The 14621-nt window shown below is 64.8% G+C and carries 14 protein-coding genes; 7 read left to right on the forward strand and 7 right to left on the reverse strand.

Annotation, left to right across the window (positions count from 1 at the left end; translation table 11 throughout):
- Positions 1-20 precede the first annotated feature (20 nt).
- A complete protein-coding gene (locus DC363_RS09320) occupies positions 21-1121 on the forward strand; it encodes a class II histone deacetylase (RefSeq protein WP_108640875.1) in 1101 nt (366 codons plus the stop codon).
- A gap of 24 nt (positions 1122-1145) precedes the next feature.
- Here DC363_RS09320 and DC363_RS09325 read toward each other — a convergent pair whose 3' ends face one another.
- Positions 1146-1526, reverse strand: a complete 381-nt coding sequence (locus DC363_RS09325; protein ID WP_108640876.1) for a rhodanese-like domain-containing protein — start codon at positions 1524-1526, stop codon at positions 1146-1148.
- Positions 1527-1684: 158 nt separating this feature from the next.
- Here DC363_RS09325 and DC363_RS09330 point away from each other — a divergent pair, with 158 nt between their 5' ends.
- Together DC363_RS09330 and DC363_RS09335 are read left to right on the forward strand one after the other, a co-directional pair.
- Positions 1685-2263 carry a nitroreductase family protein gene (locus tag DC363_RS09330; protein ID WP_108640877.1) on the forward strand — a complete coding sequence of 193 codons (579 nt, stop codon included), beginning with the start codon at positions 1685-1687 and terminating at the stop codon, positions 2261-2263.
- Positions 2260-2955, forward strand: a complete 696-nt coding sequence (locus DC363_RS09335; protein ID WP_108640878.1) for an EI24 domain-containing protein — start codon at positions 2260-2262, stop codon at positions 2953-2955. The genes DC363_RS09330 and DC363_RS09335 overlap by 4 nt, the downstream gene beginning before the upstream one ends.
- 8 nt (positions 2956-2963) lie before the next feature.
- Here the strand turns inward: DC363_RS09335 and DC363_RS09340 are convergent, their stop codons facing one another.
- The gene (locus tag DC363_RS09340) at positions 2964-3260 is read right to left on the reverse strand and encodes a DUF1467 family protein (protein ID WP_108640879.1); all 297 of its coding nucleotides are present in this window, start codon (positions 3258-3260) and stop codon (positions 2964-2966) included.
- A 50-nt stretch (positions 3261-3310) separates the two neighbouring features.
- A complete protein-coding gene (mce, locus tag DC363_RS09345) occupies positions 3311-3715 on the reverse strand; it encodes a methylmalonyl-CoA epimerase (RefSeq protein WP_108640880.1) in 405 nt (134 codons plus the stop codon).
- A 159-nt stretch (positions 3716-3874) separates the two neighbouring features.
- Here mce and DC363_RS09350 point away from each other — a divergent pair, with 159 nt between their 5' ends.
- Together DC363_RS09350 and DC363_RS09355 are read left to right on the forward strand one after the other, a co-directional pair.
- Complete coding sequence (locus tag DC363_RS09350) at positions 3875-4591, forward strand: response regulator (protein ID WP_108640881.1); 717 nt, start codon at positions 3875-3877, stop codon at positions 4589-4591.
- A 184-nt stretch (positions 4592-4775) separates the two neighbouring features.
- Positions 4776-4958, forward strand: a complete 183-nt coding sequence (locus tag DC363_RS09355; protein ID WP_108640882.1) for a hypothetical protein — start codon at positions 4776-4778, stop codon at positions 4956-4958.
- A gap of 54 nt (positions 4959-5012) precedes the next feature.
- Here the strand turns inward: DC363_RS09355 and DC363_RS09360 are convergent, their stop codons facing one another.
- Together DC363_RS09360 and DC363_RS09365 are read right to left on the reverse strand one after the other, a co-directional pair.
- Positions 5013-6239, reverse strand: a complete 1227-nt coding sequence (locus DC363_RS09360) for a DUF1501 domain-containing protein (protein WP_108640883.1) — start codon at positions 6237-6239, stop codon at positions 5013-5015.
- Between the two features lie 2 nt (positions 6240-6241).
- The gene (locus DC363_RS09365) at positions 6242-7621 is read right to left on the reverse strand and encodes a DUF1800 domain-containing protein (RefSeq protein ID WP_108640884.1); all 1380 of its coding nucleotides are present in this window, start codon (positions 7619-7621) and stop codon (positions 6242-6244) included.
- A 175-nt stretch (positions 7622-7796) separates the two neighbouring features.
- Between DC363_RS09365 and DC363_RS09370 the strand changes: the two genes are divergently transcribed.
- Positions 7797-8273: a hemerythrin domain-containing protein gene (locus DC363_RS09370; RefSeq protein WP_108640885.1), complete on the forward strand. Its 477-nt coding sequence runs from the start codon at positions 7797-7799 to the stop codon at positions 8271-8273.
- A gap of 68 nt (positions 8274-8341) precedes the next feature.
- Here DC363_RS09370 and aspS read toward each other — a convergent pair whose 3' ends face one another.
- Together aspS and DC363_RS09380 are read right to left on the reverse strand one after the other, a co-directional pair.
- Positions 8342-10195: an aspartate--tRNA ligase gene (gene aspS, locus DC363_RS09375; RefSeq protein ID WP_108640886.1), complete on the reverse strand. Its 1854-nt coding sequence runs from the start codon at positions 10193-10195 to the stop codon at positions 8342-8344.
- An 87-nt stretch (positions 10196-10282) separates the two neighbouring features.
- A complete protein-coding gene (locus DC363_RS09380) occupies positions 10283-10957 on the reverse strand; it encodes an HAD-IA family hydrolase (protein WP_158270860.1) in 675 nt (224 codons plus the stop codon).
- Between the two features lie 189 nt (positions 10958-11146).
- Between DC363_RS09380 and carB the strand changes: the two genes are divergently transcribed.
- Positions 11147-14509 (forward strand): carbamoyl-phosphate synthase large subunit, encoded by a 3363-nt coding sequence (gene carB / locus DC363_RS09385; protein WP_108640888.1) that lies wholly within the window; start codon positions 11147-11149, stop codon positions 14507-14509.
- Positions 14510-14621: the final 112 nt, after the last annotated feature.

The following is a 14621-nucleotide window of genomic DNA, read 5'->3' on the forward strand; positions in this document are numbered from 1 at the left end:
AGAAGCAGGGGGAGGCGCAGATGAGCACGGGGTTCTTTTGGGACGAGCGGTGTTTCTGGCACGGGGGCGGAAATTATGCGGGAATGTTGCCCGTGGGCGGGCTGGTGCAGCCCGTGGCCAGCGGCGGCCTGCCCGAGAGCCCCGAGAGCAAGCGGCGACTGAAAAACCTGATGGATGTGACGGGGTTGTCCGGTGATCTGGCCCTGCGTGGCGGGGCTGAGGCTGCGCACGAGGATCTGTTGCGGGTGCATCCGGCGTCCTATCTCGATGCCTTCAAAGCCGCATCGGATGCCGGCGGCGGCGAGATGGGGAGGCGCACGCCGTTCGGGCCCGGCGGTTACGAGATTGCGGCGCTGTCGGCGGGGTTGAGCGTGGCGGCGTTGGAGGCGGTGTTGCGGGGCGAGCTGCGCAACGCCTATGCGCTGTCGCGCCCGCCGGGACATCATTGCCTGCCGGATTACCCCAACGGGTTCTGCCTTATGGCCAACCTTGCCATTGCGATTGAGGCCGCGCGGGCCAAGGGGCTGGCCGAGCGGGTGGTGGTGCTGGACTGGGATGTGCATCACGGCAACGGCACCGAGGCGATCTTCTACGAGGATCCCGATGTGCTTACGATTTCGATCCATCAGGAGCGGAACTATCCGATGGATACCGGCGAATTCGCGGATCGCGGGCGCGGCAAGGGGACGGGCGCGAACCTCAATGTGCCTTTGCCGCCGGGCGTGGGGCACCGGGGCTATCTTGCGGCCTTGGAGCGGATCATCCTGCCGCAGATCCGCGCGTTTCAGCCCGATGTGATCGTGATCGCCTGTGGTTTTGACGCAGCGGCGATTGATCCGCTGGGGCGGATGCTCGCCACGGCCGAGACCTTTCGGATGATGACGCAGCAGGTCATGACGCTGGCCGATGAGATTTGCGGTGGACGTCTGATGATGGCGCATGAGGGGGGCTATTCCGAGGCCTACGTGCCGTTTTGCGGGCATCACGTCCTGCAGGAAATGTCGGGCAGTGCGATCACCGCGCCGGACCCGTTCGGTGACGTCTTCCCCTTGCGACAGCCGGGGGCGGCCTTCGACCGCTTTGTCGAGCAATGGCTGGCCGAGATGGCCGAGGCCCTGTGACGCCGCGCAGGTGGCCCGGGCCATTCAGTCGTCCCGTGTCACTTCGGGCGCGCCGGTCGCCTTGTTGATCGCGATATAATCCAGCCCCGCCTTTTTCCACGCGCCCATGCCGCCGTCCATGTGGGCGATGGGGCCTTTCTGGTCGGCCAACACCTTGTCCGCCATCTTGCCCGAGCGCATGCCCGAGCCGCAGTGCAGCACGATGGGCTTGTCGCCTTGCGCGGGCAGGTGTCGTGCTTCAAAGCCCTGCATCGGGAACAGCAAAGCGCCCGGAATGCGTTCGACGGTGAACTCCTCGGGGCTGCGCACGTCGATGAGGGTGATCTCACCCTTGGCGAGGGCCTCGGACACTTCTTGCGGTGTCCAGACGTCGAGGCGGCCATTGTCGGTGGTTTCTGTTTTCATCTCGGGGCTCCGGTTCTGGGGTAGGCTTACCCGCACAACACTCCTCCGGGCCATTGGTTCCGCCGCGGGCCCGTGGCGCGGGTCCGGGCGCGACCCTGCGCCCCACTGGAACCCCGGCGCGCAAAGGCATATGTGAGACGCAACACCAAGGAGGTTCCATGCCAAAGCGTAATCAAGCCGCTCTCGATTTTCTTCTCAGCCGCCGGTCTCGTCCGGCCAAGACGTTGCGCGGCCCCGTGCCCGACCGGGCCGAGATCGAGCTGCTTCTGACCGCAGCGGCGCGCACTCCGGATCACGGCAAGCTTGAGCCCTGGCGGTTCATCGTGCTGGAAAAGCCCGCGCTGGAGCGGCTGGCCGGGATGGTGCCCGCGCGGGCCGCAGCGCTGGACGTGCCTGAGGACAAGCGCGACAAGGTGCTGGCGCAGTTCCGCGATGCGGATCTGGTGATCGCCGTGATCGAAAGCCCGGTCCTGTCCGACAAGATCCCGCCGATCGAGCAGACCTATTCCGCCGGCGCGGTCTGTCTGTCGCTGCTCAACGCGGCGCTGGCGTCGGGCTGGGGCGCGAACTGGCTGTCGGGCTGGGCGTCGCACGATCCGGAGTTCTGCATCGAAGGGCTGGGCCTGACCCCGAATGAACGCGTCGCGGGGCTGATCCACATCGGCACCGAGACGAGCACCCCGCCGGAGCGGCCGCGCCCGGACATCGCCGCCAAGACGACCTGGCGCAGCGCATGATCCTGTCGGACTTCGCGAAAGCGTTGGGGCAGCTGGACGATCGCGCCTTCCGCCGGGTCCTGTTTCTGGGGCTCGGCCTGACCGTGGCGCTGCTCGTCGGGCTTTACGCAGGTTATCTGTGGCTGGTCGACAGTTTTGCCGACGGGCCGCTCACCCTGCCCTTCGTGGGCGAAGTCACCTGGATCGGCAGTTTGCTGTCCTGGGGCGGGCTGGGCGTGTTTTTGTTGATGTCGGTGTTCCTGATGATCCCCGTCGCCAGTGCCATCACCTCGTTCTTTCTGGAAGATGTGGCCGACGCGGTCGAGGCAAAGCATTACCCCGCGCTCATGCCAGCGCCCAAGGTGCCCTTCCTGGAGGCGGCGCAGGACACGGTGGTGTTCTTCTTCGTGCTGATCGGCGCGAACCTTGCGGCGCTGGTCGCCTATGTTTTCCTGCCGTTCCTGGCCCTGCCGATCTTCTATGCGCTCAACGGCTTCTTGCTGGGTCGGGAATATTTCACCATTGCCGCTTTGCGTCGCGAAGGCCGGGCGGGGGCGAAGGCGATGCGGCAAAGGCATCTGCCGCAGATCTGGATTGCCGGGGTGCTGATGGCGATCCCGCTGACCATTCCGATCATGAACCTGATCATCCCGATTCTGGGGGCCGCGACGTTTACCCATCTCTATCACCGGTTGGCGCGGACCCCCGGCTGAGGCCGGCCCTAGTCGGTGCTTTGCTGGACGCTTTGCGGCGTGGACATCCGGTCGAACCAGTCGATGTCGCGGATGGTGATCCAGCCCGACAGGATCACGCCGATGATCACCGCCCAGATCGGCACTGCGATCAGCGTGGTCAGCCGCGCCTTGCCGCCCACGTTGGCGTTGGCCGGGGCGGATTTATGGGTGCCGGGCACAACCTCGCCCGCTTCTTCCTGAGTCACGTTGCGCAAGGGGAGCACAACGAAAAACACCATGAACCAGACGACGATCAGCAAGACGATGGCCGAGGTGATACCCATGTTCGTTCCTTTTTTCCTTTGCTGCGGAGCCGCCCCGGGGGACGTGCCGCTCAGGCTTCTTCGAGTTCGATCAGACAGCCGTTGAAATCCTTGGGGTGCAGGAACAGGACCAGCTTTCCATGGGCCCCGATCTTCGGCTCTCCGCTGCCCAGAACCCGCGCGCCTTCGGCCTGCAACCGGTCGCGCGCGGCCATGATGTCGTCCACCTCGTAGCAGATGTGGTGGATGCCGCCTGCGGGGTTCTTCTCAAGAAACCCTGTGATCGGGCTGTTATCGCCAAGGGGATAGAGAAATTCGATCTTGGTGTTGGGCAGCTCGACGAAAACCACCGTGACGCCGTGATCTGGCTCATCCTGCGGAGCGCCTACCACCGCGCCCAAGGCGCCCCGGTATTGCGCGCAGGCGGCGTCAAGGTCAGGCACGGCAATGGCCACGTGGTTCAATCGTCCGATCATCGGGTCCCCCTTGGGTCAGCTTTGGCCGCTTTATCGGGCAAGCGTCGCCCGCCCGCAACGGCCAGCATGTCGCAGCACGGAAATTCCCGCAGCGTTAACGCCAGATTCACCATCCCGCCGTCTAGTGGGCGTAGACGCAGATATGGACAGGACACGACGATGGACAGTTTGGACACTTTCATGCAAGCCCGCCCGCCCACGGCGGCCCGCCCCTTGCTGGGCCTGACCGTGCTGGTGGTTGAGGACAGCCGCTTCGCCTCGGACGCGATGCGCCTGCTGTGCCTGCGGTCTGGCGCGCGGATCCGGCGGGCGGACAGCCTGTTTCACGCGCATCGCCATTTGGCCGCCTACCGGCCTTCGGTCGTGATCGTCGATATCGGATTGCCCGATGGCTCGGGCGTGGATTTGATCCGCAATCTGGCCGGGGCGCACAACCGGGTTGAGGCGATCCTTGGCACCTCGGGCGACCCGGATGGCGAGCTTTTGGCCCACAAGGCCGGGGCCGATGGTTTTCTGGCCAAACCCTTGACCAGTATCGGCTATTTCCAGTCGAAGATTCTCTCGCTGCTGCCCGAAGATCGCCAACCCAAGGGTCTGCGCGTCCTCTCGGACGAGGTGGTCGTGCCCGATCAGGTGGCCCTGCGGGACGATCTTGCGGCCGCGGCCATGGTGCTGGCGGATGCCGAGGATCGCCGCAGCATGCGTTATCTGACCCAGTTCCTGAGCGGTTTGGCCCGCTGCACCGAGGATCGGCCCCTCGCACAGGAGGTGGCAAAGCTCGAAGACCTCTACTCCAAGGGCCTTGACGTGGACCGGCAGGTGGCGCGGCTGACCGATCTTGTGCAGGACCGGATCGCGGAAACCGCTGTTCTCTAGGGTGACGGGCCGACGGTCGCGGTCACCGGGCCAGTATTCAGACTCTGTTCAGCGCGGGTGTCGCTCAGGTCCGCTGTGTGCCTCTGGCCGGTCGCGTTCGAAGGAATGCCCCCTCTTCGGCAGAAAACTGCCACAATCGCCCCCCATACCCGCCCTATCCGTTCGCCGCAGCAGGAGGGGCGTCATGTTGGAACGATTCGTGCAAAACCTCTGGGCCGAGGAGCGTCACAACCCGGTGCTGGACTGGCTGGCGCTGTCGGCGGGTGCCCTGCTCTTATCGGCGGCCCTGTTTGGCGCGACCACATTCGAGGCCCAGACCCGTTTGGCCGAGGCCCCGCCCCCCGCCATGCACCACGCGGACACCTGACCCGGAACAGACTGCGTGCGGGGCACGGTTCCAACCGCCCTAGCCAAGACCGCCCTAGACGATGCCAGGGTTCGCCCCCAGTTCAAGCCCCGGAAAGATCGCCTGTTCCAGCACATCCGGCGCGATGCCCAGCAGGTCGTGCATCACCCAGGCCGGATAGGCACGCACGTCCCGCGTGGGCATGAGGTCGCGACCGGCATAAAGGTCGCCCTCGCCCAAGCCCGGCCATTGCCCCAGCACCTGCCCCCCGCGCAAGGCCCCGCCGGCAAACAGCATCGCGCCGCCAGTGCCATGATCTGTGCCCGCGCTGCCATTCTCGCGCGCGGTGCGGCCGAACTCGGTCAGGCAGAGCACGGCGGTTTTGCCCCAGACCGGCCCCAGCGCCGCCTTCAACGTCAGAATGGTATCGGTCAGCGCCCGCGCGCCGCGCTGGAGCGTGTTCTGCTGGCGCGCATGGGTGTCCCATCCGTTGATCGAGAACGAAGCAATCCGCGTGTCTCCGCGCAGGCGGTCCGCCGCAAACTGCGCGATTTCAACGTGTTCGCCGCTGCGCTGCACCGCCTGCATCATCGGATCGTCGGCCATCCGGTCGGCGGCTTCGGCGGCCATGGCGGTTTCCATCGAGAGTTGCTCGGCAATGGCCACCGCATCGTCCGAGGCATCGCGGAACAGCGGATCGTCGTGATGCACCACGTTGAGCAGCGCCCGCGCATTGGCGGAGAGGCGCAACTCGGCATCCGGCGACCAGCGCGCGGCGGAGGCCTCGCCGGTGAGCACAAGCATCTGTTCGCGTCCGATGGCAAAGGCGACCTCGGGTTCCAGCCCCGGCACCACCTGCAACATGCGGTTCAGCCAGCCATCGCGCAGACCGCCCCCCGTCAGGTCCGGCAGACCCGCTTCGAGAATGTCCTGCCCGTCGAAATGGCTGCGTTTGTCCCGGTAGGGGGTCGAGACCGCGTGCGCGGCCCCGAACTCACCGGCCTGCCAAAGCGGCAGCAGGGGGGCGAAATGCCGATGCAGGGCGAAGAATCCGTCCAGGTCGTGGGCGCCGCCCGCCTCACCCGTCAGGAGCGTGGGGCGCAGCGCGGCAAGTGCGGGGTCGCCGTAGGGCTGGATCACGTCTATCCCGTCCATGGCGCCGCGCAGGATCACCACGACAAGGCGCGTGTCCCAGGGTGCTGCGGCCAGCGCCACCGGTGTGACAAAGGGCGAGGCTGCAGCCGAGCAGCCCAGCGCCGCGCCGCCGATCAGGAACCGTCTGCGATCAAGTTGAGCGGGCATCGTCACCTCCTTTGGAACGCGGCAGAGGCCAGCACCAGCCCGATGCCGTCGCTCACGGTTTCTGCGGCCCCGGCGGCAAAGACGACCGCTTCGGGCGGGTTCGGGCCTAGGGCGTGGAACACGAATTCGCGCGGGTCGGGCAAGGACTCAAGCAGCCGTTCCGGTACGCGCATCGCCCAGGTGATGCGGCCCGCCATGCCTTGCGGCGTGACCCAAGCCTCATCCGCTTCCGGCCAGCCGTCGGGGCCGACGGGGGCCTGCCACGTCTGCCCCATGACGGACAGGGGCCGCTGGATCAACTGGCGCACCCGCTGCATGGAGGCGTCACGGATCACCCCTTCCGGCACCGCCAGCGCGCGCAGGGCCGAGGCCACGAAGTCCACCGGTTGCTTGACCTTTTCAAGCTGGGGCTGCCAGGCGGATGCGTGCCGCAGCATCACCTCATACATCGCGGGCAGATGCGTGTCGCCGTCCAGATAAGCGCGGGCCATGGCGTCGATCAGATCGGCCTCGGGTCGGGCTGACAGGAAATGCACGGCCAGTTTATGGGCCAGATGGCGGGCCGTGTCCGGATGGCGTGCCAGATCGCGCAGGGCGTGGCGCACGTGCTCGATGGATTCCTCGGCCCCGCCATAGGTCCGCCCCAGAACCGTCTCGGCCCCCGGTTCGGCCTGCTGCGCGCGGAAATACGCGCCGCTGCGGGCGTTCGCCGTCACCCCGGTGAGCAGTTCGGCAAATTCGCGCACGTCGGTCTGGTCGTAGCGGCCGCCCACGCCGAGGGTGTGCAGCTCCAACACCTCCCGCGCGAGGTTTTCGTTCAGCCCGCGATCATTGTGTTCCGCCGCCTTGCTGTTCGGCCCCATGGACTGGTGTTGATTGAAATAGAGAATCAACATCGGGCTTTCGACGGCCGCGATGAGCATGTCGTAGAAGCGGCCCGTGACGTTGGGGCGGATCGCCTCTTCGATGTAGGGCGACACCAGATGGCGCGCGCCGCCGTTGACCGGACGCACGGTGAAATGATCCGCCCAGAACCGCGTGAGCCGTTCGCGGAAGCCGTCGCGCCCGTGGGCGGCGCGGGCCATTTCCGCTTTGATGAAAGCGATCACCGCTTCGCGCCCCGCCGCGCGCAGATCATCGCGCAGCACCCGTGCGGCGGCTTCGGCGGCGTCATCGGGGGCTGAATTGATGGCAAGTGTCGCCGCGCGGAAGTCCCGCGGCGAAGGATAGACATCGGCGTAGGTCGGAATGGGAAAGCGCTGCGCCGCCTCGTCCGGACCGGCCAGCCAATCAAGCATCTCGTCCACGGACGCGGGCGGCAGGATCACGGGCGACAAACCCGTTCCGAACCGGATCGCAGCAAGGATGGGATCGAAGGACACGGGGGTAAGGGGCCTTTCCGTTTGGGGTCGTACCCCCATGATATAGGGGCGCCCGGCCCCGTGTGCACGGCTTTTGCCGCAGGTTCGCGAAACCGGCGATGAAAGGCGCACCAGCGGAACCGGGATGCAGCGCCGGGCGTTGATGAGGTAGTGACCACCAATACGGGATAGAACCATGCCGAACATTTACGACGCGATCAAAGCCGACCACGACGACCACCGCGAATTGCTCAAGACGCTTGAGGATACGTCGGGCGACAGCGACGAGCGCCGAAAGGCCTGGGACCGGTTCTATCACGACGTGAAGTCCCACGCGGCGGCCGAGGAAGAGACCTTTTATTCGAAGCTGATTTCCAAAACATGGGGCCAGGATTCTGCCCGCCATTCGGTGCATGAACACCAGCAGCTCGACGATCTGATGGAAGAGCTGAACGAGATGGACATGGCAAGCTCTGGCTGGCTGACCAAGTTCAAAACGCTCAAGCACGATTACGAACACCACATCGACGAGGAAGAGGATGAGGTGTTCACACGGGCCAAGGAAGTGATCCCCGAGGAGGAGATCGAGGGCTACGGCAAACGCTTTGAAGAGCGCAAGAAGGAGGAGCGCAAGCTGATCGACGAGAAGCGCGAAGACAGTCTGGAAGACTGATTTTACTGGATAAAACGCAAACGGGCGGGGATGATCCCCGCCCGTTTTCGATTGATTAGCCTTTTGGCTTAGCTTTCAGGCGGCAGAACCCGCAGGCCCAGTTCGCGCAGTTGTTCGTTCGTGGGTTCCGACGGCGCATCCATCATCAAGTCTTCGGCACGCTGGTTCATCGGGAACATCATCACGTCGCGCAGGTTGTCCGCATCGGCGAGCAGCATCACGATCCGGTCCACGCCAGCCGCACAGCCACCGTGGGGCGGCGCGCCGTATTGGAAGGCGTTGACCAGACCGCCGAAGCGCTTGCGCACCTCTTCGGGGCCATAGCCTGCAATTTCGAAGGCCTTGAACATGATCTCGGGCTTGTGATTCCGGATCGCGCCGGAGACGAGTTCATAGCCGTTGCAGGCGAGGTCATACTGGTAGCCCAGCACGTCCTCGGGGTCGCCCTCCAGCGCCTTCATCCCGCCTTGCGGCATCGAGAAGGGGTTGTGTTCGAAGTCGATCTCACCGGTTTCGGGATCACGTTCGTAGATCGGGAAATCGACGATCCAGGCGAAGGCGAAGCGGTTGGTGTCGGTCAGGCCCAGCTCATCGCCGATGACCTGCCGCGCCTTGCCGGCCACACCTTCAAACGTCTTGGGCTTGCCGCCAAGGAAGAAGGCCGCGTCGCCGATATTCAGGCCCAGCTGCTGGCGGATCGCCTCGGTGCGCTCGGGCCCGATGTTTTTCGCAAGTGGTCCTGCGGCTTCCATGCCGCCCTCAACCTCACCGGATTTCAGCTTGGCCTGTGCCTCTTTGACGGAAATGCCCAATTCCTGCGCTACAGCGTCGGCGGTCTTCTCACGCCAGAAAATATAGCCCATGCCGGGCAGGCCTTCTTTCTGGGCGAAGGCGTTCATCCGGTCGCAGAACTTGCGGCTGCCGCCGGTGGGGGCCGGAATGGCGCGAACCTCGGTGCCCTCCTGCTCGAGCAGCTTGGCGAAGATGGCAAAGCCGGAGCCTTTGAAGTGCTCTGAGACCACCTGCATCTTGATCGGGTTGCGCAGGTCGGGCTTGTCGGTGCCATACCAGAGCGCGGCATCGCGGTAGCTGATCTGCTCCCACGTCTGGTCCACTTTGCGGCCGCCGCCGAACTCTTCGAAAATCCCGGTGATCACCGGCTGGATCGTGTCGAAGACGTCCTGCTGGGTGACAAAGGACATCTCCATATCAAGCTGGTAGAAATCCGTGGGCGAACGGTCGGCGCGGGGATCTTCGTCGCGGAAACAGGGCGCGATCTGGAAATACTTGTCGTAGCCCGACACCATGATGAGCTGCTTGAACTGCTGCGGGGCCTGCGGCAGCGCATAGAACTTGCCCGGATGCAGACGCGACGGCACGAGGAAGTCGCGCGCTCCTTCGGGCGACGATGCGGTGATGATCGGCGTCTGGTATTCGCGGAAGCCCTGATCCCACATCCGCTTGCGCATAGAGGCCACGACGTCCGAGCGCAGCTTCATGTTGTCCTGCATCTTCTCGCGCCGCAGGTCGAGGTAGCGATACTTCAGGCGGGTTTCCTCGGGGTATTCCTGATCGCCGAAGACCTGCAGGGGAAGCTCTTCCGCCTTGCCCAGCACTTCCATGTCGCGGATGAAGACCTCAATCTCGCCCGTGGGTAGCTTGGGGTTCACAAGGCTTTCGTCGCGGGCCTTCACCTCACCGTCGATGCGGATGCACCATTCCGAGCGGACTTTCTCGATCTCGGCGAAGACCGGGCTGTCGGGGTCGGCCATGACCTGTGTGGTGCCGTAGTGGTCCCGCAGGTCGATGAACAGCAGCCCGCCGTGATCGCGCACGCGGTGGACCCAGCCGGACAGGCGGACGGTTTCGCCCACGTTCTCCTTGGTGAGTTCGGCGCAGGTATGGGTGCGGTAAGGGTGCATATCGTGATCCTTCGGGCGGAGAATTTATCGGCCCGATACACCGTGCACGGCACGGGAAGTCAAGCAGGAAAGGGTTGCGCCGCCGGGTCAGGCGGCCGGTGTTTCGTCCGCGAAAATGTCCACTGGCAGGATGTCCACCTCTTCGACGCCGTCGGGAAAGCTGCGCCCGGTGCTGAAGCTGTGCGCGAAACCCAGCGTCTCGATCCCGGCGGCGACGGCGGCGCGGGCGGCTTCCGGCGTGTCCTCGATGGCCAGCGCATCGCCCGCCGCCACGCCCAACTCCTTCAGCGTCACCTCATAGATGTCGGGCGCGGGTTTGTTGCGGGTCACGTCCTCATGACTGCCGATATAGTCGAAGACCGAACGCGGCAGATCGGGGAACAACCCGCTGAACATCAATGTCAGCGTGTCCGGGGAAGCTGTCGTCGCGAAGCCCAGTGCCACGCCCGCCTTCTTGGCGTTCGAGACCATCTCGTACACCCCGGGGCGCGCGCGCAGGCCTTCGTCGTCCACGAGGCAGGACAGGTGTTTGATGGTGGAGGCATGCAGCGACATGGCGTCCACCTCCGTATCATGTTGCGCGGCGTATTGCTCGATCCGGCGCTCACCGTCGGGTTCCGTCAGCAGGTCGGCATAGGTCTCCTCATCCCATGTCCAGTCCAGCCCGTGTTCATCGAAGGCCGCGTTGAAGGCTCGGCGTTCCAGATCGGTGATCTCGGCCAGGGTGCCGATCGAGCCGAAGATCAGGGCTTTGGGGGGCATGGTCGCGGTGTCCTTTGCTGGGGTGTTCATGGCTCAACGCGCGGCACAGCTCATCGGTTCACGCATAGCCGCTGGCCACCTTGCGCAAAGGCTGCTTTGCCCCTTGCACGTCAGCGCCCCATCCCTATAACCCACGACAATTTGGCGCGCGGTGCCGCGTCGGGAATCTACATACAAAGGGGCGCGGCCATGCCAAGACGTGATGATATCAAATCAATCATGATTATCGGGGCGGGCCCTATTGTCATCGGACAGGCCTGCGAGTTCGACTACTCCGGCGCACAAGCCTGCAAGGCGCTGCGCGAGGAAGGCTATCGCGTCATCCTCGTCAACTCGAACCCCGCGACGATCATGACCGATCCGGGGCTGGCCGACGCCACCTATATCGAGCCGATCACCCCCGAGGTTGTCGCGAAGATCATCGAGAAAGAGCGCCCCGACGCGCTGTTGCCGACGATGGGCGGGCAGACGGGGCTGAACACCTCGCTGGCGCTGGCGGACATGGGCGTGTTGGAAAAATTCGGCGTCGAGATGATCGGCGCCAAGCGCGAAGCCATCGAGATGGCCGAAGACCGGCACCTGTTCCGCGAAGCCATGGACCGGCTGGGGATCGAGAACCCCAAGGCGACCATCGTCACCGCGCCCACCAAGAACAAGGACGCCGCCCGCGTCACCGACAAGTTCGACATCAACGCAGGGCTCGCCATCGCCATGGAGGCGCTGGAGGAGATCGGCCTACCCGCGATCATCCGCCCCGCCTTCACGCTGGGCGGCACCGGCGGCGGCGTGGCCTACAACCGCGAACAATACGAACACTTCTGCCGCACGGGGATGGAAGCCTCTCCCATGGCGCAGATCCTTGTCGACCAGTCCCTGCTGGGCTGGAAGGAATACGAGATGGAGGTGGTGCGCGACAGCGCCGACAACGCGATCATCGTCTGCTCCATTGAGAACGTGGACCCGATGGGCGTGCACACCGGCGACAGTATCACCGTGGCCCCTGCCCTGACGCTGACTGACAAGGAATACCAGTTGATGCGCACGCACTCGATCAACGTGCTGCGCGAGATCGGGGTCGAGACCGGCGGGTCCAACGTGCAATGGGCCGTGAACCCCGAAGACGGGCGCATGGTGGTGATCGAGATGAACCCGCGGGTGTCGCGCTCCTCCGCTTTGGCATCCAAGGCCACGGGCTTCCCCATTGCCAAGATCGCGGCAAAGCTGGCCGTGGGCTTTACGCTGGACGAGCTGGACAACGACATCACCGGCGTGACACCGGCCAGCTTCGAGCCCTCCATCGACTATGTCGTCACCAAGATTCCGCGGTTCGCCTTCGAGAAGTTCCCCGGCTCCGAGCCGAACCTGACCACGGCGATGAAATCCGTGGGCGAGGTGATGGCGATTGGCCGGACTTTCCACGAATCCATGCAAAAGGCCCTGGCGTCGATGGAAAACGGGCTGACCGGCTTTGACGAGATCGAGATCGCGGGCGCATCGGACACCGCCGATGGCCGTGCGGCGATCACCAAGGCGCTGGCCCAACAAACCCCCGACCGCATCCGCGTGATCGCGCAGGCCATGCGTCTGGGGCTGAGCAACGACGACATTCAGGCGGTGACCTCGTTCGATCCGTGGTTCCTTGACCGCTTCCGCGAGATTGTGGATGCCGAGAATGGTGTGAAAGCGAACGGCCTGCCCGAAGATCCGGCGGCAATGCGGGCGCTGAAAATGCTCGGCTTCTCGGATGCGCGTCTGGCCAAGCTCGCCGGCGTGTCCGAGGCTGACGTGCGTAAGGCCCGTCACGCTTTGGATGTGCGGGCCGTGTTCAAACGCATCGACACCTGCGCGGCCGAGTTCGAGGCACAGACCCCTTACATGTATTCCACCTATGAAGCGCCGATGATGGGCGATGTGGAATGCGAAGCGCGGCCCAGCGACCGCAAGAAAGTGGTGATCCTTGGCGGCGGTCCGAACCGGATCGGTCAGGGGATCGAGTTCGACTATTGCTGCTGTCACGCCTGTTTCGCGCTGACCGATCAGGGCTATGAGACGATCATGGTCAACTGCAACCCCGAGACCGTCTCGACCGACTACGACACCTCGGACCGGCTGTATTTCGAGCCGTTGACCTTCGAGCACGTCATGGAAATCCTGCGCGTTGAGCAGGAGAACGGCACCCTGCACGGGGTGATCGTCCAGTTCGGCGGCCAGACTCCGCTGAAGATCGCACAGGCGCTGGCGGATGAGGGCATCCCGATCCTTGGCACCTCGCCCGACAGCATCGACTGGGCCGAGGACCGCGAGCGGTTTCAAGCGCTGGTCAACGATCTGGGGCTTTTGCAGCCGAAGAACGGCATCGCAAGCACTGATGCGCAGGCCCTTGCGATTGCAGAAGAGATCGGCTTTCCGCTGGTGATCCGCCCGTCCTACGTGCTGGGGGGCCGCGCGATGGAAATCGTGCGCGACATGGCGCAACTGGAACGCTACATTGCCGAAGCGGTGGTGGTGTCCGGTGACAGTCCGGTGCTGCTCGACAGCTACCTGAGCGGCGCGGTCGAGGTGGACGTGGACTGTCTGAGCGACGGCACAGACACCCATGTCGCGGGCATCATGCAGCATATCGAAGAGGCGGGCGTCCACTCCGGCGACAGCGCCTGTTGCCTGCCGCCGCACACGCTGTCCGACGAGATTATCGAAGAGATCAAGCGCCAGACCCGCGCGCTGGCGCTGGCGCTGAACGTGGTCGGCCTGATGAACGTGCAGTTCGCAGTCAAGGACGGCGATGTGTATCTGATCGAAGTGAACCCCCGCGCCAGCCGTACGGTGCCTTTCGTGGCCAAGGCCACCGACTCTGCCGTGGCCTCTATCGCCGCACGGCTGATGGCGGGTGAGCCCTTGTCGAACTTCCCGATGCGCGAGCCCTACGCCCCGGCCGAGGACCCGATGGACGTGATGCCGCTGGGCAACCCCTTCACGCTCGCGGACCCGAAAACGCCGTGGTTCTCGGTAAAAGAGGCCGTGCTGCCGTTCAACCGCTTCCCCGGCGTGGACACGATCCTCGGCCCCGAGATGCGCTCAACCGGTGAGGTCATGGGCTGGGCGCGCAACTTTGCCCGCGCCTTCCTCAAGGCGCAGATGGGCGCAGGCGTTGATCTTCCGACCGAGGGCCGCGTGTTCCTGTCGATCAAGGACAGCGACAAGACCCCCCTGCTGCTTGAGACCGCGACGCTTCTGACCGATCTGGGCATGACAATCTGCGCCACCCGCGGCACGGCTGCATGGCTGGCCGATCAGGGGATCAAGACCGAGGTGGTCAACAAGGTCTATGAAGGCGGACGGACGATCAGCGACCTTCTGAAAGACGGCGAGATTGCGTTGGTCTTCAACTCCACCGAAGGCACCGCCGCGATTGAGGACAGCCGCTCAATCCGGGCCATCGCGCTGGCCGACCGCATCCCCTACTATACCACGCTGGCGGGCAGTCACGCCGCCGCCTTGGCGATGAAGGAAAAGGTCGAAAGCGACATCCGGGTGCGCGCGCTGCAGGGCTAGGCCCGCGCACTTTCCCCCTTTTGCGGGCGGCGGTCTGATGGGCCGCCGCCCGTATGCGTTTTGCCACAGGCCAGACGCCGCCGCCCCCGCGCCCGCCATCATCCCCCACACA

Origin of the sequence: Thalassorhabdomicrobium marinisediminis, from assembly GCF_003072065.1 — a bacterium.
Lineage (GTDB): Bacteria > Pseudomonadota > Alphaproteobacteria > Rhodobacterales > Rhodobacteraceae > Octadecabacter > Octadecabacter marinisediminis.

Coding starts and splice junctions, on each gene's coding strand:
- DC363_RS09320 (WP_108640875.1), top strand. CDS start 21: ATGAGCACGGGGTTCTTTTGGGACGAGCGGTGTTTCTGGCACGGGGGC.
- DC363_RS09325 (WP_108640876.1), bottom strand. CDS start 1,526: ATGAAAACAGAAACCACCGACAATGGCCGCCTCGACGTCTGGACACCG.
- carB (WP_108640888.1), top strand. CDS start 11,147: ATGCCAAGACGTGATGATATCAAATCAATCATGATTATCGGGGCGGGC.
- mce (WP_108640880.1), bottom strand. CDS start 3,715: ATGATCGGACGATTGAACCACGTGGCCATTGCCGTGCCTGACCTTGAC.
- DC363_RS09335 (WP_108640878.1), top strand. CDS start 2,260: ATGATCCTGTCGGACTTCGCGAAAGCGTTGGGGCAGCTGGACGATCGC.
- DC363_RS09360 (WP_108640883.1), bottom strand. CDS start 6,239: ATGCCCGCTCAACTTGATCGCAGACGGTTCCTGATCGGCGGCGCGGCG.
- DC363_RS09330 (WP_108640877.1), top strand. CDS start 1,685: ATGCCAAAGCGTAATCAAGCCGCTCTCGATTTTCTTCTCAGCCGCCGG.
- aspS (WP_108640886.1), bottom strand. CDS start 10,195: ATGCACCCTTACCGCACCCATACCTGCGCCGAACTCACCAAGGAGAAC.
- DC363_RS09370 (WP_108640885.1), top strand. CDS start 7,797: ATGCCGAACATTTACGACGCGATCAAAGCCGACCACGACGACCACCGC.
- DC363_RS09355 (WP_108640882.1), top strand. CDS start 4,776: ATGTTGGAACGATTCGTGCAAAACCTCTGGGCCGAGGAGCGTCACAAC.
- DC363_RS09380 (WP_158270860.1), bottom strand. CDS start 10,957: ATGCCCCCCAAAGCCCTGATCTTCGGCTCGATCGGCACCCTGGCCGAG.
- DC363_RS09350 (WP_108640881.1), top strand. CDS start 3,875: ATGGACAGTTTGGACACTTTCATGCAAGCCCGCCCGCCCACGGCGGCC.
- DC363_RS09340 (WP_108640879.1), bottom strand. CDS start 3,260: ATGGGTATCACCTCGGCCATCGTCTTGCTGATCGTCGTCTGGTTCATG.